Raw genomic sequence first — 23,288 nt, 5'->3', positions numbered from 1 at the left:
ATTCTATAGTCGAAAAAGAGGAATGTGAAAATGAAATCAATCATTTCTACAATTTTGATTGCAAGTCTTTTATCGGCTTGTCTAGTGGCTCCAAAACCAAAACAACCCAATAATCAGAATCGAGTACCCGTGAATAAAACAATTCCTGTCGAAATTCAGCGAGGAGCAATATGAAAAAAAAAGAAGCTAAGCCCGTAAAAGCTGAGGTTTAGTTTGGAACGGAAACTCATCAATGAATTTATAAAGTCAACGGCAATTTAATTATAATTACCAATTTTTCTATCATAAGTAAAATATGAGAGGTAAAAAGATGAGAAAATTGATTGTTACAACAGTAATGATTGCAGCTTTTGGAGCGTCAAATTTAATAGTAAGCAATGCAGCTACTGCAGGCGATAGCCGTAGTTTGTCCACACAAAATGCACATCAACAGAGCTCATCCCTAAAAGTATTTAAAAATGACTTAGAGATAATTGAAAACTATCCTGTAACTCTGACTGCAGAACAAGAGATAGAGCTTCTTGAAAAAGCGATTTCCGGAGAATCTGACTCTACTCTCAAAACTCAATATACTGATCGGCTGAACAAGCGGTACACGGAATTAAATTCATATGACGTGGGAGATAACGGTTTTTTTTTAAAAAATCCACAACATATTTATGATAAAAACAAACGAGATAAGCGGATGAATTTTGATGTCTCATTGAAATTCAAAGAAATTGAAAATAAGGAAGATTATTTTAACAAAAATAATAAACAGAAAACAAAACGATCTGTCCATACTGTACGCGAAATTATTAATGAACGTAACCACGACATGGTGATTAGTGATAAAGCTTTAAGCTTACATGTTTTTGAGGGTATAATGGCTCGTTATAACGAGATTACAGGAGCATTAAACACTATTGCAAAAAAAGATATAAAAGATACAGATCTTGCCAAGATGCAAATACAACTCAATGGTGAATTAGCCATGATACAGAATGAAGCTACGAAATTGCAAATGGTAGCGCATCTACGCAATGCAGAAAAGACACTTATCAAGCAGCTGAAATTCAATCGTAATGCGGAAATTCTGAACCGTAAAAATACAAAAATGCCTAGAATACGGTATTCACAATAAAGTTTTTTATGACCAATATTGCTTATGCAAGCAATTTTCTTTGCTCGCATAAGCAAAAGATCGATGCACAATATTCAGTGCTATCTCAATAATTTAAAGAAATGATACTGAAAGTGTAATTTGCCCTAAACACCTTTGATGGAAAAGAATGTGTAGTAAATTGTATATTAAACACGAAATACATCGGTGTTCTAAAATAATGAAAATTTGTTAAAGAGAAATATCATGACTTTCCAAATGTTTACACAACTTTTCGATACAATTGATGATATAACAAAAACATATATTACGGATTTTTCATCAAACACAATTGCTACAATTACGCCCTTCGTATCAATCGGTCTCACCATCTCTTTTATCATATATGGATGGCTCATTATGTGCGGTGCAATAGATATGCCGCTCGCTGGATTCATGAACCGCTGTCTACGGGTGAGCATTATTACTTCCATTGCACTCACTGCAGGATTGTACCAAAGTGATATTGCTAATATTTTAAAAGAACTACCTGATGCATTGTCAAGTACATTTACAAATAACTCAAAAATAGAAACAAAAGCATTAATTGATAAAGTAGCTGATAAAGGACTTAAATTTGCAAGTGACGCTTTTGAAGAAGCTGCTTTCTTGAATGCCGATGGGCTCCTTTACGGGATCTTCGGTATCCTTATCCTACTTGCAACAAGTTTCCTCGTGGCAATTAGTGGCGCATTTCTTCTTTTAATAAAAATCGCTCTCATACTGCTCCTCGGACTTGGACCTTTTTTCATTCTTGCTTTGCTCTGGCAACCAACTTATCGTTTCTTCCAACAATGGGCAGCCCAATTACTAAGCTATACAATTCTTACGATACTCCTAACCTCCATACTTGGTCTTATAATGGGTATTTTTGCAAATTATATGGAAGATCTGAAATTTGACGGCGAACAAAATGTCAGTTACGCACTCGGTGGTGCCATCACCTTATCCATTATTTTCATCGTATTGTTGATAAAACTATCAAGCATCGCAAGCGCCTTGGCAAAAGGCATCACATTTGGACACTTATGGAAACCAAAACAGTAAAAAATAATATCCTATAACAATCGTGTCATTAAATGACAAAAATGTCTCGTAATGCGAAAAATAATAAATTATATTTGCGTTATAGTTGAATTTATGACTATAAAATAAATTAAAAAATAGAAATAATTACAAGTTATATATTTTATAATCAAAATTGAAATTATAATAAAAAAGTGATAAGCTGATATTCTATAGTCGAAAAAGAGGAATGTGAAAATGAAATCAATCATTTCTACAATTTTGATTGCAAGTCTTTTATCGGCTTGTCTAGTGGCTCCAAAACCAAAACAACCCAATAATCAGAATCGAGTACACGTGAATAAAACAATTCCTGTCGAAATTCAGCGAGGAGCAATATGAAAAAAAAAGAAGCTAAGCCCGTGAAGGCCGAACAACTGAAAAGTTATTATGAAGAAAGTCGAGGTTTGGAACGGGAACTCATCAATGAATTTATAAGATCGCGCAAGATAGCATGGCGAGTGGCAGGCTTTTTTGGCATTCTAGGACTTTTGGGTATGGCGTGTGGAGTAGTTGGCTTTTCTCAACCAGCTCCCATTCCTTTAGTGTTACGCGTTGATAATGCTACTGGCGCTGTTGATGTTGTCTCAGTAATGCGCGAGCATGAAACGAGCTACGGTGAAGTTGTAGATAGATATTGGCTTAATCAATATGTGCTAAACCGTGAAAACTATGATTATAACACCATCCAGTTAAATTATGATACTACAGCGCTTTTAAGTGCGCCAACAGTTCAACAAGAATTTTATAAAATCTATGATGGTGAGAATGCGCGCGACAAAATACTTTCTAACAAAATACGTATAACAGTTAAAGTACGCTCAATCCAGCCAGATGGTCAGGGACACGCAACTGTGCGTTTCACAACCCAACAGTACAATAATGACGGCACACCTGCTGGAGAACAGCAGCACCAAATTGCAACGATTGGTTATACTTATGTTGGTGCACCAATGAACTCATCTGATCGATTACTTAACCCTCTTGGTTTTCAAATTACAAGCTACCGCACTGAATCGGAAATACTTTTAAATTGAGGAATTGATTATTATGAAGAAACTTGTGTTTGTTGTTTTACTATCCTCACTTTATACAATACCTGTGCAGGCGCTTAAAACTCCATATCATTCGCAATATGATCACCGTGTTCGCTACGTGACTTACAACTTAGATGATGTTGTTCAAATTGAAACCGTTCTCGGTGTAGCAACACACATCATCCTTGAAGAAGGTGAGCAATATATCACCCACGCTTTCGGTGATTCTGAAGCTTATGCCTTTGCGCATAAGGGACGGCATATCTTTATTAAACCCAAAGCAGATTTTGCTAATACTAACCTCATCATTGTGACTGATAAACGCAGTTACAAATTCCGATTACAGTTTCGCAATGATCGTGCCGGAGCTACTTATGAATTGGCTTTCCATTATCCCGATACCGATACCCAAAAATTACAGGGAGACACCAAAAATTCTGCCATTGAGCGCGGTTTTCATCAAGGAGTAAAGGGATATAATCTTAGCTATACCATGAGTGGTCATCAAGATATTGCACCAATAAACGTTTGGGACAACGGACGTATTACCTACTTTAAATTTCCCACTAATATGGACATGCCATCAATTTACGTGGTGGATTCTGAAGGAAATGAAAGCTTAATACCACGTACTATCGTAGGCAATGCCAATGATATCATTGCTGTTCACAAGGTAAATCCTACATGGTTCATACGGCTTGGCAAACGCGTTTTAGCCGTCTTCAATGAAGCTTATGACCCCAATGGTATACCAAACACAACTGGAACAGTGTCTTCGATGGTTCATCGTATCAATAAAGGAGGAAAATGATGTTCGACAATAAGAAAGGAGATGAAATTAACACAGGCGCAACGCTGGATGATGTCGAGCAAAAACAGATTGAAGGCGCTTATGGTAGCTCCGAACTTAGATTGGAACGTCGTCCAATGATTCCTGGTATGCGTGTATTATTAATAGTGGGATTTATTGCCATAATAATAATATCAGCTGCACTCTCTTGGAGAGCGTTTAAAATGCGCAACACCGTAAAGGTTGAGGAAGAAAAACCGCAACAAACGGTGCAACAAGTTATACCCAGCTATACCCCACCAATCGAAGAAAAACCAAAAGTTATAGAAGAGCCAGAACGGTTAACACAGACAGAAGAAGAAGAGGAAACACGCACTCTTCCATCGTCTTTGGCACAACTTCTTCAAACAACTCTTCCACCACAATTGCTACAAGATTCTGAAGAGTTTGCACATAAACGCATGTTAAGCTCGGCTCTTACTAGCGGTGACAGTAGTGAAAGCTCTTCAGATAACTCAAAAAATAATGCATCGAATGACAGGGATACCAGCACATTATCAGACAAATTACAGCCTATACGACTGAATCGATCATATGCAGCTCAATTGCGTAACCGCGATCTATTGATCACGCAAGGAACGCAGATAGATTGCACACTGGAAACAAGAATCATCACAACACAGCCAGGAATGACCACATGTTATTTAACACGTGATGTTTATTCTACAAGCGGTCGGGTTGTGCTGCTAGATCGTGGTTCCAAAGTTGTCGGGCTTTATCAAGGTGGACTACAACAAGGTCAAGCACGTATTTTCGTGCAATGGTTGCGTGTTGAAACACCTTCTGGTGTTATCGTAAATCTTGATTCACCTGGCACTGGCTCACTTGGAGAATCTGGTGTCGGCGGTTGGGTTGATGGACATTTTTGGGAGCGCTTTAGTGGTGCAATCATGATTAGCATAATCGGTAATTTTGGAGAATGGGTAAAGAACAAAGTTAATAAGGACAAGCCTCAAGATAGGCCGCAATCTCACGATTTTCAGAATGCTGAATCGATGGTTACAGATGTTCTTCAAAATTCAATAAACATTCCACCAACACTTTACAAAAATCAAGGCGAAAGAGTGAATATTCTTGTTGCTCGTGATCTGGATTTCAGTGATGTCTACAGCCTTACCACACGCTAGTTATATACAGAAAGATCAAGCAGTTGCACAACTTCTGCAGCCGCTTGATCACTTTTTAGAAGATCCGAAAATTACTGAATTATCAATCTGTCGCCCTTGTGAAATATGGACAAAAAGCTTTGAAGGCTGGCAGATGCATAGTGCCCCAGAGCTAACAATCTCTTTTTTACAGACACTGATTACAGCCATTATTGTTTATAATGGTATGGCTCCAAAAAGCATTAATTATGTATTGTTGCCTGGAGGACAGCGTGGTACAATTGTACAAACACCAGCTGTCCTTAATGGTGCACTATCCTTTATGATTCGTAAACATTCCCTTATAGTCAAAACATTAGAGGAGCTTAATATTGAAGGCGCATTCGATAATTTTACCGATGTAAGTTTCAATAAGCCTTCAGAAAAAGAAGCAAATAATCTGTTATTGAAGCAGGATTTTACGCGATTAGAGCCATTTGAAGTTCAACTACTGCAACTCAAACGCGATGGCAAAATTCTCAATTTTTTAGAAAAATGCATACTTCATAAACGTAACATCATCATTGCAGGCAAAACAGGATCAGGTAAAACTACATTTGCACGCTCTTTGATCGAAAAAGTTCCCGTAAAAGAACGTATTATCACGATTGAAGATGTCCACGAGCTTTTTCTTCCGAATCATCCCAATCATGTGCATATGATTTATGGTAGCGGTGCAGGTCGCGTTTCAGCTGATGAATGCTTAGATGCGTGTATGCGTCAATCGCCTGACCGCATCTTTCTCGCTGAGCTGCGTGGCAACGAAACATGGGAGTATCTTAACTCGCTCAACACTGGGCACCCTGGATCAATTACAACAACGCACGCAAATAATGCGTTACAAACATTTGAACGATGTGCCACACTTATCAAAAGATCAGAAGTTGGACGTCAACTTGACTTACAAATGATAAAGCAAGTACTTTATACTACAATTGATGTGGTGTTGTTCTTCAAAGACCGAAAACTTTCTGAAGTTTTTTACGACCCGATTTTTTCTAAATCGAAAATAGCTTAAAACGAGCGTTGCTTTTCGATACCAATAAAAGCCGTGATAAATGTTCACGGACTTTTATTTAAATTAAATTTTAAAATAATTTCCTTATCTCTCTTGCCTCTCTGATAAATTTTTAGCATTTATGCAGTATAGCAATACGAGAAGTGCTAACGGAAAAAATGAGATAAAGACATTTTTCAAAACGAAAGAATGAAAATTATAGGCTTAGCATAGCAAAAATTTCTATTTCCTGCAGAATCTTCATCCACACAATTTTATCAAGATGACTCAAAATCTTTACGACATCCAAACTTGTTTAAGTAGATACCAATGCAACTTTTTATCTACATGAAAAATGCATATTTCTCTCATCAACCATCTATTATCTCACAGAGTAAAAAGCACGTCTTTAATTCAATGAAAGCCACTTTTTAATCCCCATAAAAATCAACTAAAATTTTTATGGAAATTTAATCTGTATCACAGCTAAAAAGAGTACAAAAAGCATATAAAACAACTTACAGCTTTCCATCTGCTCCTCACATTAGCCAATAAAATTTTAAAGACGGCGTTCAACCATAAGCTTTTTAATCTCAGCAATTGCTTTCGCTGGATTTAAACCCTTTGGACAAGTTTGCGCACAATTCATAATTGTATGGCATCGATAGAGTCGAAAAGGATCCTCTAAATTATCAAGACGCTCACCACACATTTCATCACGTGAATCAGCAATCCAACGATAAGCTTGGAGCAAAATAGCTGGTCCTAAATAACGATCACCATTCCACCAATAGCTCGGACATGATGTCTGGCAGCATGCACATAAAATACACTCATAAAGACCATCGATTTTTTGGCGGTCGGAATAACTTTGCAACCATTCTTTTGCAGGTTCAGGTGAAACGGTTTGCAACCAAGGCTCAATTACACGGTGCTGCGCATAAAAATGCTTTAAATCAGGAACCAAATCTTTAACAATCGGCATAGAAGGAAGAGGATACACCTTAATTGGATGCTTCACATCATCCATACCTTTTGTACAAGCCAAGGTATTTGTTCCATCAATATTCATTGCACAAGAACCACAAATACCTTCACGGCACGATCGGCGAAGTGTCAAAGTTGGATCAATATGATTTTTGATAAATAAAAGACCATCAAGAATCATCGGACCGCAAGCTGAACGATCTACATAATAGGTATCAAGATGAGGATTTTCTTCATCATCGGGAGACCAACGATACACATGAAATTCCGTCAGCTTTGTAGCGCCTTCAGGCTTAGGCCAAACTTTTCCAGCTTTAACTTGAGAATTTTTGGGAAGTTTAATTTGTACCATAATTTATTCTCCCCTTAGTAAACACGTTTTTTAGGCGCAATGCGCTTTAAATCGATCCCACCATCTTCTTCAGATGTTAATGGATCAACATGAACAGGTCGATATGACAATGTCACTTTACCATCTTTTGATAAACGTGAAAGCGTATGATGACGCCAATTTTTATCGTCACGTTCTGGATAGTCTTCACGTGCGTGAGCACCTCGGCTCTCCAAACGTGCTTCTGCAGAATAAACAGTATTAATTGCATTAATCATCAAATTTTCAAGCTCTAATGTTTCGACCAAATCAGAATTCCATATCAAGGAACGATCGGTTACTTTGAGATCAGACAATTCGTCCCAAACTTTACTTATCCGTTGACATCCTTGTCGCAAAGAATCTGCAGTACGGAACACAGCAGCATCTTCCTGCATAGTGCGTTGCATTTTTTCGCGCAATACAGCTGTTGGCGTCCCTCCTTGAGCAAAGCGTAAACGATCAAAACGTGCTATAATTTCGTCTACAGCAGTCTCATTAATAGGTGGAATTTCTGCATCACGATCAACCACTTCCCCTGCACGAATTGCAGCTGCACGCCCAAATACAACAAGATCAATCAATGAATTTGAACCCAAACGGTTAGCACCGTGAACAGAAGCACATCCTGCCTCACCCACTGCCATTAAACCTGGTTGAACACGATCAGGTGAATCAGCCGTTGGGTTTAGAACTTCCCCATAATAATTGGTGGGAATACCACCCATATTGTAATGAACCGTTGGCAAAACAGGGATAGGATCTTTTGTCACATCAACACCTGCAAAAATTCGTGCTGATTCAGAAATACCTGGCAAACGTTCATGCAATATAGCAGGATCAATATGGTTAAGAACCAAATGGATATGATCTTTTCTCGGACCAACGCCACGCCCTTCACGAATTTCAAGCGTAATACAACGCGAAACCAAATCACGTGAAGCCAAATCTTTAAAGGAAGGTGCATAACGCTCCATAAAGCGTTCACCTTCAGAATTAACCAAATAGCCGCCTTCCCCACGTGCTCCTTCTGTGATGAGGCAACCAGAACCATAAATACCTGTAGGATGAAATTGAACAAACTCCATATCTTGAAGTGGCAATCCTGCACGTGCGATCATTCCACCACCATCACCCGTACAAGTATGCGCTGAAGTTGCTGAAAAATAAGCACGCCCATACCCACCTGTTGCGAGAACAACCATCTTAGCAGAAAAACGATGTATTGTACCATCATCGAGATTCCAAGCCACAACACCGGTACACACACCATCAGTCATGATCAAATCAAGCGCAAAATATTCAATAAAAAACTGCGCATTATGTTTTAAGCTCTGTCCATAAAGCGTATGCAAAATCGCATGCCCAGTACGATCTGCTGCTGCACAAGTGCGTTGGACTGGCGGTCCTTCTCCAAACTCTGTCGTATGTCCCCCAAAAGGTCGTTGGTAAATTTTTCCTTCTTGTGTACGTGAAAAAGGAACCCCATAATGCTCTAATTCGTATACAGCCGCAGGTGCATTACGTACCAAATACTCCATTGCATCGGTATCACCTAGCCAATCGGATCCTTTCACCGTATCATACAAATGCCACTGCCAATTGTCGGGTCCCATATTCGAAAGTGATGCTGCAATACCACCTTGAGCAGCAACTGTGTGTGAGCGTGTTGGAAAAACCTTTGTAATACATGCTGTTTTTAACCCCTGCTCAGCCATACCAAGCGTTGCACGCAAACCCGCACCCCCTGCGCCAACAACAACAACATCAAATTTATGATCTACATAGTGATAAGAGGCGTTACCTGCTTTAGTGCTCAGAGGTGATCCCATGCTCATCATATTATTAACCCCCTAATGCAATGTTTAAAAGAGCAAAAATGATTATACCGCCCAAAACAAAACAAAATAAAACATTCAAAACCAAAAATAATATTTTCACGCTTTCACGCGGAATGTAATCTTCAATAACAACCTGCATTCCAAGTTTCATATAATAGAGAACTGAAACAGTCAGCAACCCCATCAAAACAGTAACAACAGGATGCGCAAGCCGTGCACGCACAATACTGTAATCTTGTCCCACGAGTGAAAGAACAAGAACAATAAAAAATATTAAAAGTGGCAGATTAATGAAACTCACCAAACGCTCTAACCAAAAATGCTCCGTCCCTGCACGTGCACTCCCAAGTCCGCGGACTTTTCCAAGTTCTGTTCGAAAATCTTTTTCCATACCTCGTCCTACCCCCAGCTAGACAATGTTATTCCGGTAATCCAAATCATAAGAGTGATAATAAGAGAAATAAAAACTGTTGCCCAAGCTGTTAGCGTTGCCTTTTTCTTAACCAACAGACAAGGTTTCATGTCCCAAACAATGTGGCGAACACTCCCCACCATATGATGAACTCCAGCAAGCGTATAAAGAAACAAAATACAAAGCCCAGGCAAAGAACTATAAATCTCGTTAACTGTTCTAAATGCCTCTTCTCCACAAGCAATTGCAACTAACCAAATGGCAAGGAATACCATTCCGAAATAAAGCGCCACACCAGTAATACGGTGCGCAATTGACATTGCCATAGTGATGGACCAACGATAAATAGTTACATGGGGAGAACGAGGGCGCTCTTTTGTCCTAGTTGTCTCTGTCATAAAATATCCTGACCTGATCTTCACTGCAACCGCCTCATGAGTGAGAAGACTCACACAAAGCGACTATGTGCATTGTCATTTCCACTTGTTTGGCATCTAAAGAGCCAATATTACAGGTCGGTTGTCTCAAAAACGGATTAAAGGTCGCGCAGAAAAAAACCGATCGTTTTACAGACAAAAGCCATAAAACTTGCCTTATTTAGTACAATTTTATCTTCACGTCAAAGGTCTAACATCGTTTATCAAGTATAAACACGTATTTTTTCAAGCATATTTCACTCTGCTTGCAAATATTAATAACAGAGCCCGACAACATCTTCAGCTTCAGCTTAAGCGAAAAAGTAAGATCCATAAATCTTTGATAACTATAACATTTTTCAACATTAAATCCGCTTCTTTAAGCGAAAATACACAATCATTAATGACACAAAAAAGCGACATAACAGCCGCTTTTCATGAATTTTAGCAGTAGAAATATTTATTCAGCGGTCTGTTTTTCAGCATCCTCATTCACTGTAACCGCTGCTTTTTCCACTCCCTCGACAAGCTTTGCATCTTTTTTCCGATGATCTCTCTTTTCAGCAATACGTGCAGCCTTGCCTCTCAAAGCACGAAGATAATAAAGCTTTGCACGACGCACTTTCCCTCGGCGCACAAGTTCAACACCTTCAATTAAGGGAGAATATACTGGAAATACACGTTCAACCCCCTCACCATAAGAAATTTTGCGCACTGTAAAGGTTTCATTCAAGCCACCCCCTGAACGTGCGATACAAACGCCTTCATAAGCCTGAACACGCGTACGTGTCCCCTCGGTTACGCGCACAAGAACACGCACTGTATCTCCTGCCTGAAATGCTGGTAATTTGCGTTTTGCCTCAATTTTTGCACATTGTTCAGCTTCTAGCTGCGCGATAATATTCATTTTCCTCATCCTTCATGGTTCTTTATCAAACAGTCAGAGCGCTCAACTCTTGCCGAAAAAGCTCTTTCACGTAAGAAAGAAAGTTCTTTAGGCTATGCTTTACACAGGAGCGGATACACCATCTCTTAATTTTGAATCGGCAGAAAGTTCTTTACAAAAAACTCTCTAGAAAATGTGCCGTGCAATACACCATCTTGCAAAATGAATCAAGTTTTCTGACGATTTTTGTCAAAAAGAGCATAAAGATCAGGACGACGTTGCCGTGTTAACAGCTCGGCTTGTTGTTGCCTCCAATCTGCAATAGCTTGGTGATGACCCGACACTAGTACTGGTGGAATACCACGCCCTTCAAAAACAGAAGGGCGTGTATATTGCGGATGCTCAAGCAGCCCATTCTCAAAGCTTTCACACTCCCCAGAAGCTTTATTGCCCATAACCCCTGGTAAAAGGCGTACAATGGCATCCAAGAGAACCAAAGCAGCCGTTTCTCCACCTGAAAGAATATAATCACCAATGGATACTTCTTCCAATTTCCGCGCTTCTATAACCCGCTCATCTACGCCTTCAAAACGTCCACAAACCAATGTCACTCCTGAGCCAAGTGCTAGAGAACGCGCATAAGCTTGAGTAAAAGATCGACCACGCGGACTCATCAACAATCTTGGCGAATCATTTGGAAAACTATCAAGTGCAGCTGCTAAGACATCTGCCCGCATCACCATACCAGCACCACCACCAGCTGGTGTGTCATCAACACTGCGGTGTTTATCATAAGAAAAGTCCCTGATTTGCACTGTTTCCAGCGACCATATTCCCTGCTTTAAAGCTTGCCCTGCTAAAGAATATCCTAAAAATCCAGGAAACATTTCAGGATAAAGTGTTAACACACGCGCTTGAAACCTCATTTTTGCATTCTTTCATATTTTTTGACGCCTTCATTTTGGTTCAAACCCTTGTTCCCCTTTATAATTTTCTTCCTCTTCGCTCAAACCAGCTGCCACTGGATCGACAATAAGAAAGCCAGAAGCAATGCAAATTTTTGGTACCGCCACTTTGCTAAATGGAATAAGCACAGTTTTACACGTATCCAAACGCACTTCAAGCAAATCACCAGCTCCGAAATTAAAAAAACCGCTCACCTCGCCTAAAGTTTGTCCTAGACAATTTTGAACACGAAGCCCTATTAAATCTATTTGATAAAATTCATCCTCAGCTAAATCATCAGCCAATTGATTGCGCGCAACATAAAGGCGAATCCCCCTTAAGGCTTCAGCAGCGCTGCGTTCTTCAACCCCTTTAAAATGCACAATCGCGTTATTTTTTTGTACGCGAAGAGTAACAATTTCATAAGAGTGCCCTCTATCGTCATAAAGAGTACCATAGGTTTTTAAACGCTGCGGTTCAGTACTCAACACTTTAACAAAAACATTTCCCTTTATACCATGTGCTGAACCAATAGTAGCAAGATAGACTTTATTTTTAAGCTTTTTTCTATTATGTTGCATACAGAAATATCATCTTTCAAAAATCAGTTCCTAGATCCCATAATTTTCTATTAATATTGTGTTACCATATCAAAAATCTTCCCCAAAGACGTGATTTGGTAACAAAACAAATGAATACAAAGGAGAAGCCTTATGGCAAATATTATGCTCTTTTATAAAGACATTACCCCTGTTAACAAAATTACCCATAAAAAGTTAAAATTTTCCCCCCCGAGTGACATGTCCTTTGCCAAGGACACGCACTGGGTACCTTTAGCAAGTAGTGAATATTTCCAAGCTGCTCTAGACTATCCAATTTTGTTTATGTGTGCACAAGATGAACAGAAAAAACGACATTATACATCTATTGCTCTTGTCGGTCTTTCAAACAACGAAAATGATTATATCGTTTCCGATAAAGGTTGGAAAAAAAATACTTATGTTCCTGCTTTTGTTCGTCGTTATCCTTTCGTTTTTGCACAAATTTCAAATGAAAAAGAATTATCTGTTTGTTTTGATCAACAATCAGGGATGTTTAATGAAGTTACAGGAACAGAGCTCTTTAATTCAGATGGATCGATTTCGCCCTTTATGGAAGAGCGTATTCATTTTCTTGAAAGCTTTAAAGTGGCTATGGAAAAAACCACTGAATTTATTGAAACTCTTGTAGAGATGGATCTTTTAAGCCAAAAATCAATTAATGCGAAAAACGACAAAGGTCTTTCAGTACAATTGGAAGATTTCTGGATTGTTGATGAAGAAAAATTGAATAAATTATCTGCTCACCAACTGGGAAAACTCCATAAAAATGGTTTTTTAGGGTGGATTTTTGCGCATCTGATGTCAATAAATAATCTTTTTAAAATACTCTCTTTAAAAGGTGAAAAGCAAATCGCCAACAATAAAGAACAGCCTCAAATGGAAAATAATCACTCCGAAGACAAAACTCCAAAAGAAGAAGAAACTCCAAAAGAAGAAGAGACTCTCAATTAGAAATGCTCCAGAAAGATGACAGTAAAAAAGACAAAAATGTTTTTCTAATTCCAGCAGATCATGCCGTTTTAAATGTAAGAAAAAGCTGGCTGGATAGTCTTGTGCAAGTGCGTCGCATGGCGACACAAACAGCTCAAGCCTATGAACGTGATACCCGACAATTTTTGTCTTTTCTCTGTCAACATCTCGGGCATGAACCAACCCTTAATGACCTTGCTAATTTGCGCGTAATGGACTTGCGCGCTTATTTGGCTTATCGACGTACACACAATGTAAGTGCGCGCTCTTTAAGCAGAAGTATGGCGGGCTTACGCTCTTTTTTCAACTATTTATCCCGTAAAGGTATTGTTAACGTCCCTGCTTCTAAACTTGTTCGAACTCCCAAATACCCAAAATCACTTCCAAAACCTTTGGCTATAAAATCAGCACTTCATGTGGTTAAACAAGAAAATCAGCAGGCAAATGAATCGTGGATCATTGCCCGTAATGCTGCTATCCTCATGCTTCTTTATGGCTGTGGAATGCGAATATCAGAAGCTCTCGCGCTCACGCCAAAACAGTTTTTTGATCCTGAGAAAAAAAGTTTATTTGTAACTGGAAAAGGTAGCAAAACACGCCTTGTCCCCCTCATCAAAATTGTTGACGAATCCGTACAAAATTATCTCAAATGCTGTCCCTATCCTTTAATAGATAACCAACCAATGTTCCGTGGTGCCCGAGGGGGCATCTTGCAGCCAGCCATTGTTCAACGAGCCGTTCGAAATTTACGCGCACACCTTGGTTTGCCAGAAACAGCCACACCCCATACGCTTCGTCATTCTTTTGCCACACACCTTTTGGCACGAGGAGGAGATTTACGCACCATTCAAGAACTTCTTGGACATGCTTGCTTATCTACCACACAAGCTTATACTCATGTTGATACAGACCGCCTGTTGGAAATTTATCAAAAAGCGCACCCTCGTGCTTAAAAAATTTTTAACAAACAAAAAAGTATTTTAAACAGATTCAATCTCAAGCGCTAAAGCGTGAACACGTGTTGCTAACTCTTTTTGCAAAACTTTATAAACTGCTCGATGTCTCTCCACACGCGTCATACCTGAAAAAGCAGAAGACAGAATTTTTACTCGAAAATGCGTCTCTCCTTTTCCATCAAAAGCATGCTCGTCATGGGGATGTCCAGCATGCAGATGACTCTCATTAATAACTTCAAGCTTTTGTGGACAAAATGCATCCTTAAGTTTCATTGTAATTTTTGTTTGAATCGTAGTAGACATTTCCACTCCTTCACGAATAAACAGTGCAATGTGCTTTTTATTATAAAATACGTGTGAAAATAAATTTTTCAAAAGTCAATTCTTGTCAAACCAATTGATTTTGCATACATCAAAGATATGACAATAACATCTAAATTATTCGATTCAATTCGCATTAGCTCTAATAAGAAAGAAAAACCTGAAGCACAAGCACAACAGTGCCAGTGGGAAGGTTGCGAAAAAACAGGAACACACAGAGCACCAGCAGGTCGAAATCACGAAGGGCAATATTTATATTTTTGTCTCGATCATGTGCGTGCTTATAATAAAAATTTTAATTACTTCTCTAACCTTAGTGATAAAGATATCGCAAAATTTCAAAAGGATGCTCTCACAGGGCATCGCCCAACTTGGCCCACTAACCTTAACAACAGTGCATCGAAAAAAACATCTGCCAACTATTCAAAAATCCGCTCTGGTACAGCTGCCTATCAAAACCGTATGCACGATCCATTCACTTTGTTTACACAGCGACATTCTGCCAGTACTCTTTCACGAAAATTAAAACCCTTAGAAGTCAAAGCTTTTGATACATTAGGATTAAAAGCAAATGCTTCAGCTGAAGATATTAAAACGAAATATAAAGAACTGGTTAAAATGCATCATCCTGATACTAATGGAGGAAACCGTTCTTCAGAAGAACGATTTCGCGATGTTTTAAACGCTTATAATTTACTCAAAAAATCTGGTCTATGCTAAAGAGCGTGCTCTCATCTGAATTTAAAGTCTGAGCTGGTCACTATTTTCCACAGACAGTATAAAACATGGTGTAAAGCACCTCTTGCATACCTAAAACGCCTTTTATAGAGCATTGCATAAGTGCTCTAACTTTTGTATCGTCTTCAAACGAATAAAAATGAACAGCGTACTTTTTTCCAGACAAACAATGACAAAGACAAATTCTCCAGTTAAAAACGTGCCCGATATCACATTGTGCGCTCGCGATCTGTTTAATATTGATACAGATATGAAAGTGCCTGCTTTTAGCACAAAGAGTCCTCACGTTCCTGATTTAGATCCCAATTATCTTTTTGATCAGCAAACAACTTTAGCGATCTTAGCAGGCTTTGCATTTAACCGCCGTGTCATGGTCTCTGGCTATCACGGCACAGGGAAGTCAACGCATATTGAACAAGTTGCAGCACGTCTTAATTGGCCTTGTATTCGAATTAATCTCGATAGTCATGTTAGTCGTATTGACTTAGTGGGAAAAGACGCCATTGTCTTGAAAGATGGTTTACAAATTACTGAATTTAAAGAAGGTATTTTGCCATGGACTTATCAAAACAATATCGCTCTTGTTTTTGATGAATATGATGCAGGTCGACCCGATGTTATGTTTGTCATCCAGCGTGTCCTTGAAGCCTCTGGACAATTAAGCTTACTTGATCAAAGTCGTGTTATTGCCCCTCATCCAGCATTTCGTCTTTTTGCGACTGCAAACACCATTGGTCTTGGTGATACAACAGGGCTTTATCATGGCACACAACAAATCAATCAAGCACAAATGGATCGCTGGTCCATTGTAACGATATTAAATTATTTACCCCATGACAAGGAAGTGGACATCGTCTGTTCGAAGGTTAAATCTTTTCAGACAGCCGAAGGAAAAAAGACAATTTCACAAATGGTGCATGTTGCTGATATGGTGCGCCAATCTTTTATCAATGGGGATCTTTCAACAGTCATGAGCCCACGTACTGTCATTACTTGGGCAGAAAACGCTACGATTTTTCAAAATGTTGGGTTTGCTTTTCGATTAACCTTTCTCAATAAATGTGATGAACTTGAACGTGCCACTGTTGCAGAGTTTTATCAACGTGCCTTTGGGCAAGAACTTCCCGAATCATTTACTCACAGTGTCTTGCCTTAAGGGATACGTCAATCATGGCAGCAAAAACTGGGGACAATAGCCAAAATCTGACAAATGCCCCTTCCAACAGCACCCTTAATGCTGATGCTTTTAAAAAAGCCATTTCCACCTGTATCCGTGCAATTGCTGGCACGCACGATCTTATAATTTCTTTTAGCCATCACAGACCATCCTTAAGCGAAAATTATGCGCGTTTGCCAGAGCTTCCACAAAACGCAACAAATAAAGACATTGCAGTTACCCGTGGATTAGGTGATTCCATGGCTCTACGCAAAGCGTGGCATGATAATGCCATTCACATGCGATTTGCTCCAGTAGAATCAGAAGCACGCGCCATCTTTGACGCTCTGGAACAAACACGTGTCGAAGCAATCGGCACTTTAGCCATGGAAGGAATTGCAAAAAATCTTGAAAGTATGCTTGCCGATAAATATCAAAGAGCCCATTATCAAAAAATTAATACCCAGAGTGAAGCCCCGATCCAAGAAGCGATTGCACTTTTATTGCGTGAAAAAATAACAAAGCGCCCTCCCCCAAAAGAAGCTGGACCTGTGTTGGAGTTATGGCGTCACTCAATTGAGCAAAAGATAGCAACAGAGTTGAACGAACTTACACACCATATTCATAACCAGCATGCTTTCGCACAGATCGTTCGTCAAATGCTTTCTGCACTAAAAATGGCAGTTGAACTCGAAGAAACTTCTGACAATGTAAACAATAAAAAATTAAAAAACGGATGTGAAGCTGAAAACCAAATAGCAAAAGAAAATGAAAACGAAAAACACGCCAAAAGCAAAGAGCAAACAACAACTGAACAAGAAAGCGATGTGCAAGACAAAGGGAAAACGCAAGCAACTCACTCAAATGACAATGATAAAGATAAAGCTGACGACGAGCAAAAAAGCCATCGACAAGAAAAAACGAGCAAATCCAAACGTCCTCTCGCTGTTTTGGAAAAAATGGAAGAACTTGCTGATTATAAAGTTTTCACTCGCCAATTTGATAAAATTTTGGCAGCGACTGATTTTTGTTCTGAAAGCGAATTGGATCGCTTGCGTCATTATCTTGATAAGCAAACCAATCATCTCCAAAGCATTGTTGGGCGCTTAGCAAATCGCCTACAGCGCCGCCTTATGGCACAACAAAATCGCAGTTGGAATTTTGATCTTGAGGAAGGGTATCTCGACACAGCACGACTTCCACGTCTTATTATTGACCCAATGCAACCACTTTCTTTCAAAATGGAAAGCAATACCCAATTTCGAGATACTGTTGTTTCTTTACTCATTGATAATTCAGGATCAATGCGAGGACGACCGATTACTGTTGCAGCAAGCTGTGCGGATATTTTAGCGCAAACTTTAGAGCGTTGCGGAATCAAAGTTGAGATTTTAGGCTTTACTACCAAAACTTGGAAAGGAGGGCAATCGCGTGAACAGTGGCTCAGCCAAAATAAGCCCAATAATCCTGGGCGTCTTAATGATTTATGCCATATCATCTATAAAAGTGCCGATGCACCATGGCGTCGAGCACGACGCAATTTAGGTCTCATGATGCAGGAAGGATTATTGAAAGAAAATATCGATGGTGAAGCACTTATTTGGGCTCATCAACGCCTTTTATCACGGCGTGAACAACGTCGTATTCTCATGGTTATTTCCGATGGAGCACCTGTCGATGATTCAACACTTTCCGTTAATCTCAGCAATTATCTTGAAAAACATTTGCGCGCAGTGATTCAAAAAATCCAAACATATTCGCCCATTGAACTCATTGCCATTGGAATTGGCCATGATGTTACACGCTATTATCAACGCGCTGTTACAATTATGAATGCCGAAGAATTAGCCGACGCTATAACAAAACAATTAGCAGAGCTCTTTAGTGATAAGAATCTTCATTCTCATAAAAGATTTTAATAAAATCCCTTCTAAATTAGTAATGGGTAGATATTTTTAACACGCATATCAACAAAAATATCTTTAGCAAACATATCTCTAAAGTGCTGCCCTCTGGAAACAGAATATGCAATATTCTCTCTTTGTAAAAAAATAAGAAAACAAATTTTGTTATTTATTACAAATTAAAGAAAATTACTTTTTGAATGACTCTGATAAAGAGGAAGTTTCAAATTGGTCAGGATTGTTCCATAGGGAATCAACATAAGAAGACTCATAACAATTTTTACCGAAAAATCGCCGAAAGCAAGTGAGAGCCAAACTGGAACCTCAACCCCAAAGAAAACACTGCTCTGGGCGAGAGAACTATTAGCATAACCTGTCATCTGATCGATAAAGGCAAAAGAACTAGCAAAGGCAAGAGCGAAAAACAAAATCGTATCCAAAGCTGAACCAACCAATGCTGCAGCTAAAGGTGCTTTCCACCATGCTTTACGCCGCAAAGGAGAAAAAACGATAATATCGAGCAGTTGCCCAAATAAAAATGCTGAACTAGAGGCAATTGCAAGCCGCGGTGTAGCCAACATCCAAGAAACAAAAAAACCTGCAAAAAAACCCGCATAAACCACGCACCGCGCCGCAGCTGGACCATAAAAACGATTGGTCAAATCATTAATCAGAAAAGCAATTGGATAGGTAAAAGCACCATAAGTCAACAGTTCATTCAAATCAAACCAGTAGACAGGATACTGAACCAAAATGTTAGAAAGGGTCACAGCAAGACACATTGCAAAACTGGAAAAAACAATATATCTTTTTTTTTGCTGTGTTAGTGAGAGATCGCGTGCTGAAAACATCTTTTAAACCCAAGAAATGGAACGCATCAAATACAGCGATCAAACAGTCAAAAACTAAAAAACAATCCTCTTCTCCCCTAAAATGAGAGAAAGCAATTCAGTTTTGTAAAAAGCTAAACGACTATGCTACTTGTTCAGCCTTTTTTTTAACGACCTGGCGCTTTAATAAACGCGCCCGCTGTGACAATTCCTTATCATCAGCTTTTACCAAAAAGCTATCAAGACCACCGCGGTGCTCAACAGAACGTAAAGCACTTGCTGCAACACGTAAACGATAACTTTGCTGTAACACTTCTGAAATCAATGTCACATTGCAAAGATTTGGTAAAAAACGACGACGGGTCTTATTATTTGCATGGCTAACATTATTGCCGTACTGAACCGTTTTTCCTGTCAATTCGCAAGCACGAGACATAGACTTCACCTTTAAATTCTAAGAAACTTTTAAACCCCAATCCCAGCAAAACAGAATGAATATACACTGCCTTAAGCGGGCACTCTTGAGAAATCGTGTTTTTAATAAGATGTCCGCAATGAAAGGTCAAGTCTTTTGTGAATTCTTTTATAGCTCTTATCAGCTAACTTTCCTGTTTTTTTTGTAAAAAATGTTTTTTTTTAATACGCACCGTGCTAATTTTCTAATGCTTACCCTGCTAAAAGAATCGTTAAACACGAACAAAATAGATCACCCATGATAGAATCTCAACACAAACGCACCCGTTTTTCTTCTATTCTGTTTGGTATTTTATGTGTATTTTTTTTCCTCCTCTTCAGTGCACTAGGTGTGTGGCAAATACAACGATTAAATTGGAAGAAAAATCTTATCACCAGCGCTCATCAGCGTATTCACTTGCCTCCTATCGAAGCACCACCCCAAGATCAATGGGCGCATGTTACTTTTGAAAAAGATGAATATCGACCTGTCACTATCACAGGAAAACTTCTGAAAGACAAAAATATCTTTGTTATTGCAATGGCACAAGATACAAGTGGTTATTGGGTTTTGACCCCCTTACAAACAGCTGATAACACATTAACTTTTGTGAATCGTGGTTTTGTCCCCATGGATGCGCGTCATCCCTTTCAACGCTTAGAGCAATCATCTGCGCACAATACCCTTAATCATTCTTCTGTCATGAACACAGAACAAACCACAATTATAGGCCTGCTACGCATGAGCGAAAAAAATGGATTTTTTCCCCGCAAAAATAATCCAGATCGCAATCTATGGTATACACGCGACCTCCCCGCTATGGCACACAAGCTCGAACTTTCTGCTGTTGCTCCTTATTTCATTGATGCAAAAGCAAAAACAGCAACACAGGAAAACCTTCCCATTGCTGGTTTAACTGTTGTACATTTTCGCAATAATCATCTTGTCTATGCTATCACGTGGTTTATCTTGGCTGCTGGCGTTTTAGGTGCTTCTCTTTTCCTTCTGCGAGAAAGACATGAATAAAGGTACATAAAAAACATTTTGTACCTTTAAACAGATTCTTGAGAATTTTTACTTCAAAAAACGTATTTTCATTACAAAGCTATTATCAACATATCACACAGAAAATACTACATATTTGATATTTTCTGTTCTAAAAGTAACAGCACCTTATCAAAAAACGCATAGATCACCCAACATCACTCCTGAGTGTATAACCTAAAACAAAACTTTCACCCCCTAGCACCTAAAAATCAACAAGACTTACGCGAATAACGCCGTGCAATCGAATCAATATCACCGCGATTAATGCCAAGATCATTGAGTTCATACGTTGAAAGATCACTTAACGCATTCACTGTCCGACGATAACGGCGCCAATTACTGTAAGAACGCAAAATATTCATACCTTCTCTCCTTAAGCCTTCTGTCATATTTTAAGATAAAAGTAGAGCAAAATACAAAAAATAACTGTGCTATAACTGCATAACTGATATGCATTTACAACATGAAAAGTGCGTTTAAAATTCACCTTATTCGAAAAGATCAACCACTCAGAAGAAAACTATTAATGACGGAAATGCCGTACTCCCGTAAAAACCATAGCCAAACCATGCGCATCAGCTGCAGCAATGACTTCTTCATCGCGCATTGATCCCCCTGGTTGAATAATCGCCGTTGCACCAGCTTCAGCAGCTGCTAACAAACCGTCTGCAAAAGGGAAAAATGCATCTGACGCAACCACCGACCCTTTAGTGGGAACTTCTGTTAAACCTGCTCTTTGTGCACTTTCTTCAGCTTTACGTGCAGCAATTTTAGCTGAATCAATGCGGCTCATTTGCCCAGCACCAATCCCAACCGTTGCACTATTTTTTGCATAAACAATGGCATTTGATTTAACATGTTTTACCACACGAAAAGCAAATTGCAGATCACGCATTTCATCTTGGTTTGGTACCCGCTTTGTCACCACTTGCAATTTAAGATCATCAACAACCATATTATCACGTGATTGCACTAAAATTCCCCCCGCAAGTGTTCTGACAGTAAGCCCTCCACAACGAGGATCAGGCACCCCACCTGTGATCAGTAAACGAAGATTTTTTTTCTGCGCAATGATTTCGCGCGCAGCCATTGTTGCATCAGGAGCAATAATGACTTCTGTAAAAATTTTGACAATTTCCCTCGCACATTCTTCATCAAGAGGTTGATTTAAAGCGACAATGCCACCAAATGCCGACACATTATCACACATAAGAGCTTTTAAATAAGCCTCTTTCAAACTGTGTCCTTCTGCAACACCACAAGGATTGGCATGTTTAATAAGGGCAACAGCAGCAGTTTTTTGAGGATCAAACTCTGCCACAAGTTCAAATGCTGCATCTGTATCATTCATATTGTTATAAGAGAGTGCTTTGCCTTGCAAAAGTTCTGCTGTTGCAACACCAAAACGCTTATCACTATTGCGATAAAAAGCTGCCTGTTGATGCGGATTTTCCCCATAGCGCATAACACTTTCAAGGTGACCAGAAAAACTCCGCCAAGACGGATTTTCAATTTTTAAATCCTGCGCAAACCATGCTGCTATCGCCGAATCATAAGCAGCCGTATGCGCATAAGCACGCATTGCCAACTGACGTCGCAAAGCAAAACTTAAACACCCATCATGCTGCTTTAATTCATCAAGAACAAAATCGTAATCACTCACCGTTGTGATAACACCAGTATAAGCATGATTTTTTGCCGCAGCACGAATCATTGCTGGTCCACCGATATCAATATTTTCAAGAATTGTTTGCCCATCAGCTCCAGATCGGGACGTCTCTTCAAAAGGGTAAAGATTCACAACCAGAAGATCAATCCCACTAATGCCGTGCTTCTCCATAGCAACTGTATGACTAGGATCTTGTCTTACACCTAATAAAGCACCATGAATCAAGGGGTGAAGTGTTTTGACACGTCCATCCATAATTTCTGGAAACCCCGTAACTTGTGCCACATCTTTTACAGGTAAACCAGCCTCCATAAGAGCTTTAGCTGTGCCTCCTGTTGAAATTAATTCAACACCATAAGCGTGAAGCGCTTGCGCAAACGCAACCACTCCTGTTTTATCAGACACAGAGAGAAGAGCACGACGAACCCGATGCAGATCAGGTATGGGAAAATTCTTTGCAACAACACCCATAACAGAAATCCTAAAAATAAAATGGTTAAAATATCAGTAAAATAAGCTTATGTTTTATAGCATACGTCTTTATCAAAAT

At 39.2% G+C, this 23,288-nt stretch carries 26 protein-coding genes; 14 read left to right on the top strand and 12 right to left on the bottom strand.

The genetic code is table 11. The annotated features are described in order from the left end of the window. Positions 1–30 precede the first annotated feature (30 nt). The 8 genes from V5N67_RS01675 (at position 31) to virB11 (ending at position 6,256) form a co-directional block, all read left to right on the top strand. Positions 31–174: a TrwH protein gene (locus tag V5N67_RS01675; RefSeq protein WP_332060087.1), complete on the top strand. Its 144-nt coding sequence runs from the start codon at positions 31–33 to the stop codon at positions 172–174. Positions 175–310: 136 nt separating this feature from the next. Then, positions 311–1,123 carry a TrbJ/VirB5 family protein gene (locus V5N67_RS01670; RefSeq protein WP_332060085.1) on the top strand — a complete coding sequence of 271 codons (813 nt, stop codon included), beginning with the start codon at positions 311–313 and terminating at the stop codon, positions 1,121–1,123. Between the two features lie 225 nt (positions 1,124–1,348). Further along, entirely contained in the window at positions 1,349–2,188 is an 840-nt protein-coding gene (locus V5N67_RS01665) for a TrbL/VirB6 family protein (protein WP_332060084.1), read from the top strand. 216 nt (positions 2,189–2,404) lie between these two features. Continuing rightward, the gene (locus V5N67_RS01660) at positions 2,405–2,548 is read left to right on the top strand and encodes a TrwH protein (RefSeq protein ID WP_332060082.1); all 144 of its coding nucleotides are present in this window, start codon (positions 2,405–2,407) and stop codon (positions 2,546–2,548) included. After that, positions 2,545–3,243, top strand: a complete 699-nt coding sequence (locus tag V5N67_RS01655) for a VirB8 family type IV secretion system protein (protein WP_332060080.1) — start codon at positions 2,545–2,547, stop codon at positions 3,241–3,243. The genes V5N67_RS01660 and V5N67_RS01655 overlap by 4 nt, the downstream gene beginning before the upstream one ends. A 13-nt stretch (positions 3,244–3,256) precedes the next feature. Further along, positions 3,257–4,054 (top strand): P-type conjugative transfer protein VirB9, encoded by a 798-nt coding sequence (gene virB9, locus V5N67_RS01650; protein ID WP_332060078.1) that lies wholly within the window; start codon positions 3,257–3,259, stop codon positions 4,052–4,054. Further along, a complete protein-coding gene (gene virB10, locus V5N67_RS01645) occupies positions 4,054–5,220 on the top strand; it encodes a type IV secretion system protein VirB10 (protein WP_332060076.1) in 1,167 nt (388 codons plus the stop codon). The genes virB9 and virB10 overlap by 1 nt, the downstream gene beginning before the upstream one ends. Then, positions 5,192–6,256, top strand: a complete 1,065-nt coding sequence (gene virB11, locus V5N67_RS01640; RefSeq protein WP_332060301.1) for a P-type DNA transfer ATPase VirB11 — start codon at positions 5,192–5,194, stop codon at positions 6,254–6,256. Before virB10 ends, virB11 begins: the two co-directional genes overlap by 29 nt. A 538-nt stretch (positions 6,257–6,794) precedes the next feature. On the opposite strand, the gene V5N67_RS01635 is transcribed toward virB11, so the two are convergent. The 7 genes from V5N67_RS01635 to rimM form a co-directional block, all read right to left on the bottom strand. Next, the gene (locus V5N67_RS01635) at positions 6,795–7,574 is read right to left on the bottom strand and encodes a succinate dehydrogenase iron-sulfur subunit (RefSeq protein WP_332060075.1); all 780 of its coding nucleotides are present in this window, start codon (positions 7,572–7,574) and stop codon (positions 6,795–6,797) included. 14 nt (positions 7,575–7,588) lie between these two features. Further along, positions 7,589–9,433: a succinate dehydrogenase flavoprotein subunit gene (gene sdhA, locus V5N67_RS01630; RefSeq protein ID WP_332060073.1), complete on the bottom strand. Its 1,845-nt coding sequence runs from the start codon at positions 9,431–9,433 to the stop codon at positions 7,589–7,591. A gap of 4 nt (positions 9,434–9,437) precedes the next feature. Further along, a complete protein-coding gene (sdhD, locus tag V5N67_RS01625) occupies positions 9,438–9,824 on the bottom strand; it encodes a succinate dehydrogenase, hydrophobic membrane anchor protein (protein ID WP_332060072.1) in 387 nt (128 codons plus the stop codon). An 8-nt stretch (positions 9,825–9,832) separates the two neighbouring features. Then, positions 9,833–10,243, bottom strand: coding sequence for a succinate dehydrogenase, cytochrome b556 subunit (sdhC, locus tag V5N67_RS01620; RefSeq protein WP_332060070.1), 411 nt, complete (start codon positions 10,241–10,243; stop codon positions 9,833–9,835). 478 nt (positions 10,244–10,721) lie between these two features. Then, the gene (gene rplS / locus V5N67_RS01615; RefSeq protein WP_332060068.1) at positions 10,722–11,168 is read right to left on the bottom strand and encodes a 50S ribosomal protein L19; all 447 of its coding nucleotides are present in this window, start codon (positions 11,166–11,168) and stop codon (positions 10,722–10,724) included. A gap of 206 nt (positions 11,169–11,374) precedes the next feature. Next, positions 11,375–12,073: a tRNA (guanosine(37)-N1)-methyltransferase TrmD gene (gene trmD / locus V5N67_RS01610; RefSeq protein WP_332060067.1), complete on the bottom strand. Its 699-nt coding sequence runs from the start codon at positions 12,071–12,073 to the stop codon at positions 11,375–11,377. A gap of 30 nt (positions 12,074–12,103) precedes the next feature. Continuing rightward, positions 12,104–12,673 carry a ribosome maturation factor RimM gene (gene rimM, locus V5N67_RS01605; protein WP_332060065.1) on the bottom strand — a complete coding sequence of 190 codons (570 nt, stop codon included), beginning with the start codon at positions 12,671–12,673 and terminating at the stop codon, positions 12,104–12,106. A gap of 132 nt (positions 12,674–12,805) precedes the next feature. Here rimM and V5N67_RS01600 point away from each other — a divergent pair, with 132 nt between their 5' ends. After that, positions 12,806–13,645, top strand: coding sequence for a SapC family protein (locus tag V5N67_RS01600; RefSeq protein WP_332060064.1), 840 nt, complete (start codon positions 12,806–12,808; stop codon positions 13,643–13,645). A 2-nt stretch (positions 13,646–13,647) separates the two neighbouring features. Further along, positions 13,648–14,616, top strand: a complete 969-nt coding sequence (locus V5N67_RS01595) for a tyrosine recombinase XerC (protein ID WP_332060062.1) — start codon at positions 13,648–13,650, stop codon at positions 14,614–14,616. A 27-nt stretch (positions 14,617–14,643) separates the two neighbouring features. Here V5N67_RS01595 and V5N67_RS01590 read toward each other — a convergent pair whose 3' ends face one another. Further along, the gene (locus tag V5N67_RS01590) at positions 14,644–14,922 is read right to left on the bottom strand and encodes a BolA family protein (RefSeq protein ID WP_332060060.1); all 279 of its coding nucleotides are present in this window, start codon (positions 14,920–14,922) and stop codon (positions 14,644–14,646) included. 117 nt (positions 14,923–15,039) lie between these two features. On the opposite strand from V5N67_RS01590, the gene V5N67_RS01585 reads away from it, so the two are divergent. The 3 genes from V5N67_RS01585 to cobT all read left to right on the top strand — a co-directional run bounded on the left by V5N67_RS01585 (position 15,040) and on the right by cobT (position 18,753). After that, a complete protein-coding gene (locus tag V5N67_RS01585) occupies positions 15,040–15,660 on the top strand; it encodes a J domain-containing protein (RefSeq protein ID WP_332060059.1) in 621 nt (206 codons plus the stop codon). Between the two features lie 187 nt (positions 15,661–15,847). Beyond that, positions 15,848–16,834, top strand: a complete 987-nt coding sequence (cobS, locus tag V5N67_RS01580; RefSeq protein WP_332060300.1) for a cobaltochelatase subunit CobS — start codon at positions 15,848–15,850, stop codon at positions 16,832–16,834. Between the two features lie 14 nt (positions 16,835–16,848). Further along, the gene (cobT, locus tag V5N67_RS01575; RefSeq protein WP_332060057.1) at positions 16,849–18,753 is read left to right on the top strand and encodes a cobaltochelatase subunit CobT; all 1,905 of its coding nucleotides are present in this window, start codon (positions 16,849–16,851) and stop codon (positions 18,751–18,753) included. A gap of 164 nt (positions 18,754–18,917) precedes the next feature. On the opposite strand, the gene V5N67_RS01570 is transcribed toward cobT, so the two are convergent. Both V5N67_RS01570 and rpmB read right to left on the bottom strand, forming a co-directional pair. Continuing rightward, complete coding sequence (locus tag V5N67_RS01570; protein WP_332060055.1) at positions 18,918–19,589, bottom strand: VUT family protein; 672 nt, start codon at positions 19,587–19,589, stop codon at positions 18,918–18,920. Between the two features lie 121 nt (positions 19,590–19,710). Then, positions 19,711–20,004: a 50S ribosomal protein L28 gene (gene rpmB, locus V5N67_RS01565; RefSeq protein WP_332060054.1), complete on the bottom strand. Its 294-nt coding sequence runs from the start codon at positions 20,002–20,004 to the stop codon at positions 19,711–19,713. Positions 20,005–20,280: 276 nt separating this feature from the next. On the opposite strand from rpmB, the gene V5N67_RS01560 reads away from it, so the two are divergent. Beyond that, positions 20,281–21,048, top strand: a complete 768-nt coding sequence (locus tag V5N67_RS01560) for an SURF1 family protein (protein WP_332060052.1) — start codon at positions 20,281–20,283, stop codon at positions 21,046–21,048. A gap of 230 nt (positions 21,049–21,278) precedes the next feature. On the opposite strand, the gene V5N67_RS01555 is transcribed toward V5N67_RS01560, so the two are convergent. Both V5N67_RS01555 and purH read right to left on the bottom strand, forming a co-directional pair. After that, positions 21,279–21,431, bottom strand: a complete 153-nt coding sequence (locus V5N67_RS01555) for a DUF1127 domain-containing protein (RefSeq protein WP_332060051.1) — start codon at positions 21,429–21,431, stop codon at positions 21,279–21,281. A gap of 161 nt (positions 21,432–21,592) precedes the next feature. Further along, positions 21,593–23,209, bottom strand: coding sequence for a bifunctional phosphoribosylaminoimidazolecarboxamide formyltransferase/IMP cyclohydrolase (gene purH / locus V5N67_RS01550; RefSeq protein WP_332060050.1), 1,617 nt, complete (start codon positions 23,207–23,209; stop codon positions 21,593–21,595). Positions 23,210–23,288: the final 79 nt, after the last annotated feature.

The sequence above is a fragment of the Bartonella rhinolophi genome (assembly GCF_036576165.1).
Taxonomy (GTDB): domain Bacteria; phylum Pseudomonadota; class Alphaproteobacteria; order Rhizobiales; family Rhizobiaceae; genus Bartonella.
The sequence above is the reverse complement of the archived record's forward strand: the minus strand, read 5'-3'. Positions and strand labels throughout refer to the sequence as shown.

Excerpts from the sequence above, each read along its gene's own strand:
- V5N67_RS01675 (WP_332060087.1), top strand. The coding sequence starts at position 31 with ATGAAATCAATCATTTCTACAATTTTGATTGCAAGTCTTTTATCGGCT.
- V5N67_RS01670 (WP_332060085.1), top strand. The coding sequence starts at position 311 with ATGAGAAAATTGATTGTTACAACAGTAATGATTGCAGCTTTTGGAGCG.
- V5N67_RS01665 (WP_332060084.1), top strand. The coding sequence starts at position 1,349 with ATGACTTTCCAAATGTTTACACAACTTTTCGATACAATTGATGATATA.
- V5N67_RS01660 (WP_332060082.1), top strand. The coding sequence starts at position 2,405 with ATGAAATCAATCATTTCTACAATTTTGATTGCAAGTCTTTTATCGGCT.
- V5N67_RS01655 (WP_332060080.1), top strand. The coding sequence starts at position 2,545 with ATGAAAAAAAAAGAAGCTAAGCCCGTGAAGGCCGAACAACTGAAAAGT.
- virB9 (WP_332060078.1), top strand. The coding sequence starts at position 3,257 with ATGAAGAAACTTGTGTTTGTTGTTTTACTATCCTCACTTTATACAATA.
- virB10 (WP_332060076.1), top strand. The coding sequence starts at position 4,054 with ATGTTCGACAATAAGAAAGGAGATGAAATTAACACAGGCGCAACGCTG.
- V5N67_RS01635 (WP_332060075.1), bottom strand. The coding sequence starts at position 7,574 with ATGGTACAAATTAAACTTCCCAAAAATTCTCAAGTTAAAGCTGGAAAA.
- sdhA (WP_332060073.1), bottom strand. The coding sequence starts at position 9,433 with ATGATGAGCATGGGATCACCTCTGAGCACTAAAGCAGGTAACGCCTCT.
- sdhD (WP_332060072.1), bottom strand. The coding sequence starts at position 9,824 with ATGGAAAAAGATTTTCGAACAGAACTTGGAAAAGTCCGCGGACTTGGG.
- sdhC (WP_332060070.1), bottom strand. The coding sequence starts at position 10,243 with ATGACAGAGACAACTAGGACAAAAGAGCGCCCTCGTTCTCCCCATGTA.
- rplS (WP_332060068.1), bottom strand. The coding sequence starts at position 11,168 with ATGAATATTATCGCGCAGCTAGAAGCTGAACAATGTGCAAAAATTGAG.
- trmD (WP_332060067.1), bottom strand. The coding sequence starts at position 12,073 with ATGAGGTTTCAAGCGCGTGTGTTAACACTTTATCCTGAAATGTTTCCT.
- rimM (WP_332060065.1), bottom strand. The coding sequence starts at position 12,673 with ATGCAACATAATAGAAAAAAGCTTAAAAATAAAGTCTATCTTGCTACT.
- V5N67_RS01600 (WP_332060064.1), top strand. The coding sequence starts at position 12,806 with ATGGCAAATATTATGCTCTTTTATAAAGACATTACCCCTGTTAACAAA.
- V5N67_RS01595 (WP_332060062.1), top strand. The coding sequence starts at position 13,648 with ATGCTCCAGAAAGATGACAGTAAAAAAGACAAAAATGTTTTTCTAATT.
- V5N67_RS01590 (WP_332060060.1), bottom strand. The coding sequence starts at position 14,922 with ATGTCTACTACGATTCAAACAAAAATTACAATGAAACTTAAGGATGCA.
- V5N67_RS01585 (WP_332060059.1), top strand. The coding sequence starts at position 15,040 with ATGACAATAACATCTAAATTATTCGATTCAATTCGCATTAGCTCTAAT.
- cobS (WP_332060300.1), top strand. The coding sequence starts at position 15,848 with ATGACAAAGACAAATTCTCCAGTTAAAAACGTGCCCGATATCACATTG.
- cobT (WP_332060057.1), top strand. The coding sequence starts at position 16,849 with ATGGCAGCAAAAACTGGGGACAATAGCCAAAATCTGACAAATGCCCCT.
- V5N67_RS01570 (WP_332060055.1), bottom strand. The coding sequence starts at position 19,589 with ATGTTTTCAGCACGCGATCTCTCACTAACACAGCAAAAAAAAAGATAT.
- rpmB (WP_332060054.1), bottom strand. The coding sequence starts at position 20,004 with ATGTCTCGTGCTTGCGAATTGACAGGAAAAACGGTTCAGTACGGCAAT.
- V5N67_RS01560 (WP_332060052.1), top strand. The coding sequence starts at position 20,281 with ATGATAGAATCTCAACACAAACGCACCCGTTTTTCTTCTATTCTGTTT.
- V5N67_RS01555 (WP_332060051.1), bottom strand. The coding sequence starts at position 21,431 with ATGAATATTTTGCGTTCTTACAGTAATTGGCGCCGTTATCGTCGGACA.
- purH (WP_332060050.1), bottom strand. The coding sequence starts at position 23,209 with ATGGGTGTTGTTGCAAAGAATTTTCCCATACCTGATCTGCATCGGGTT.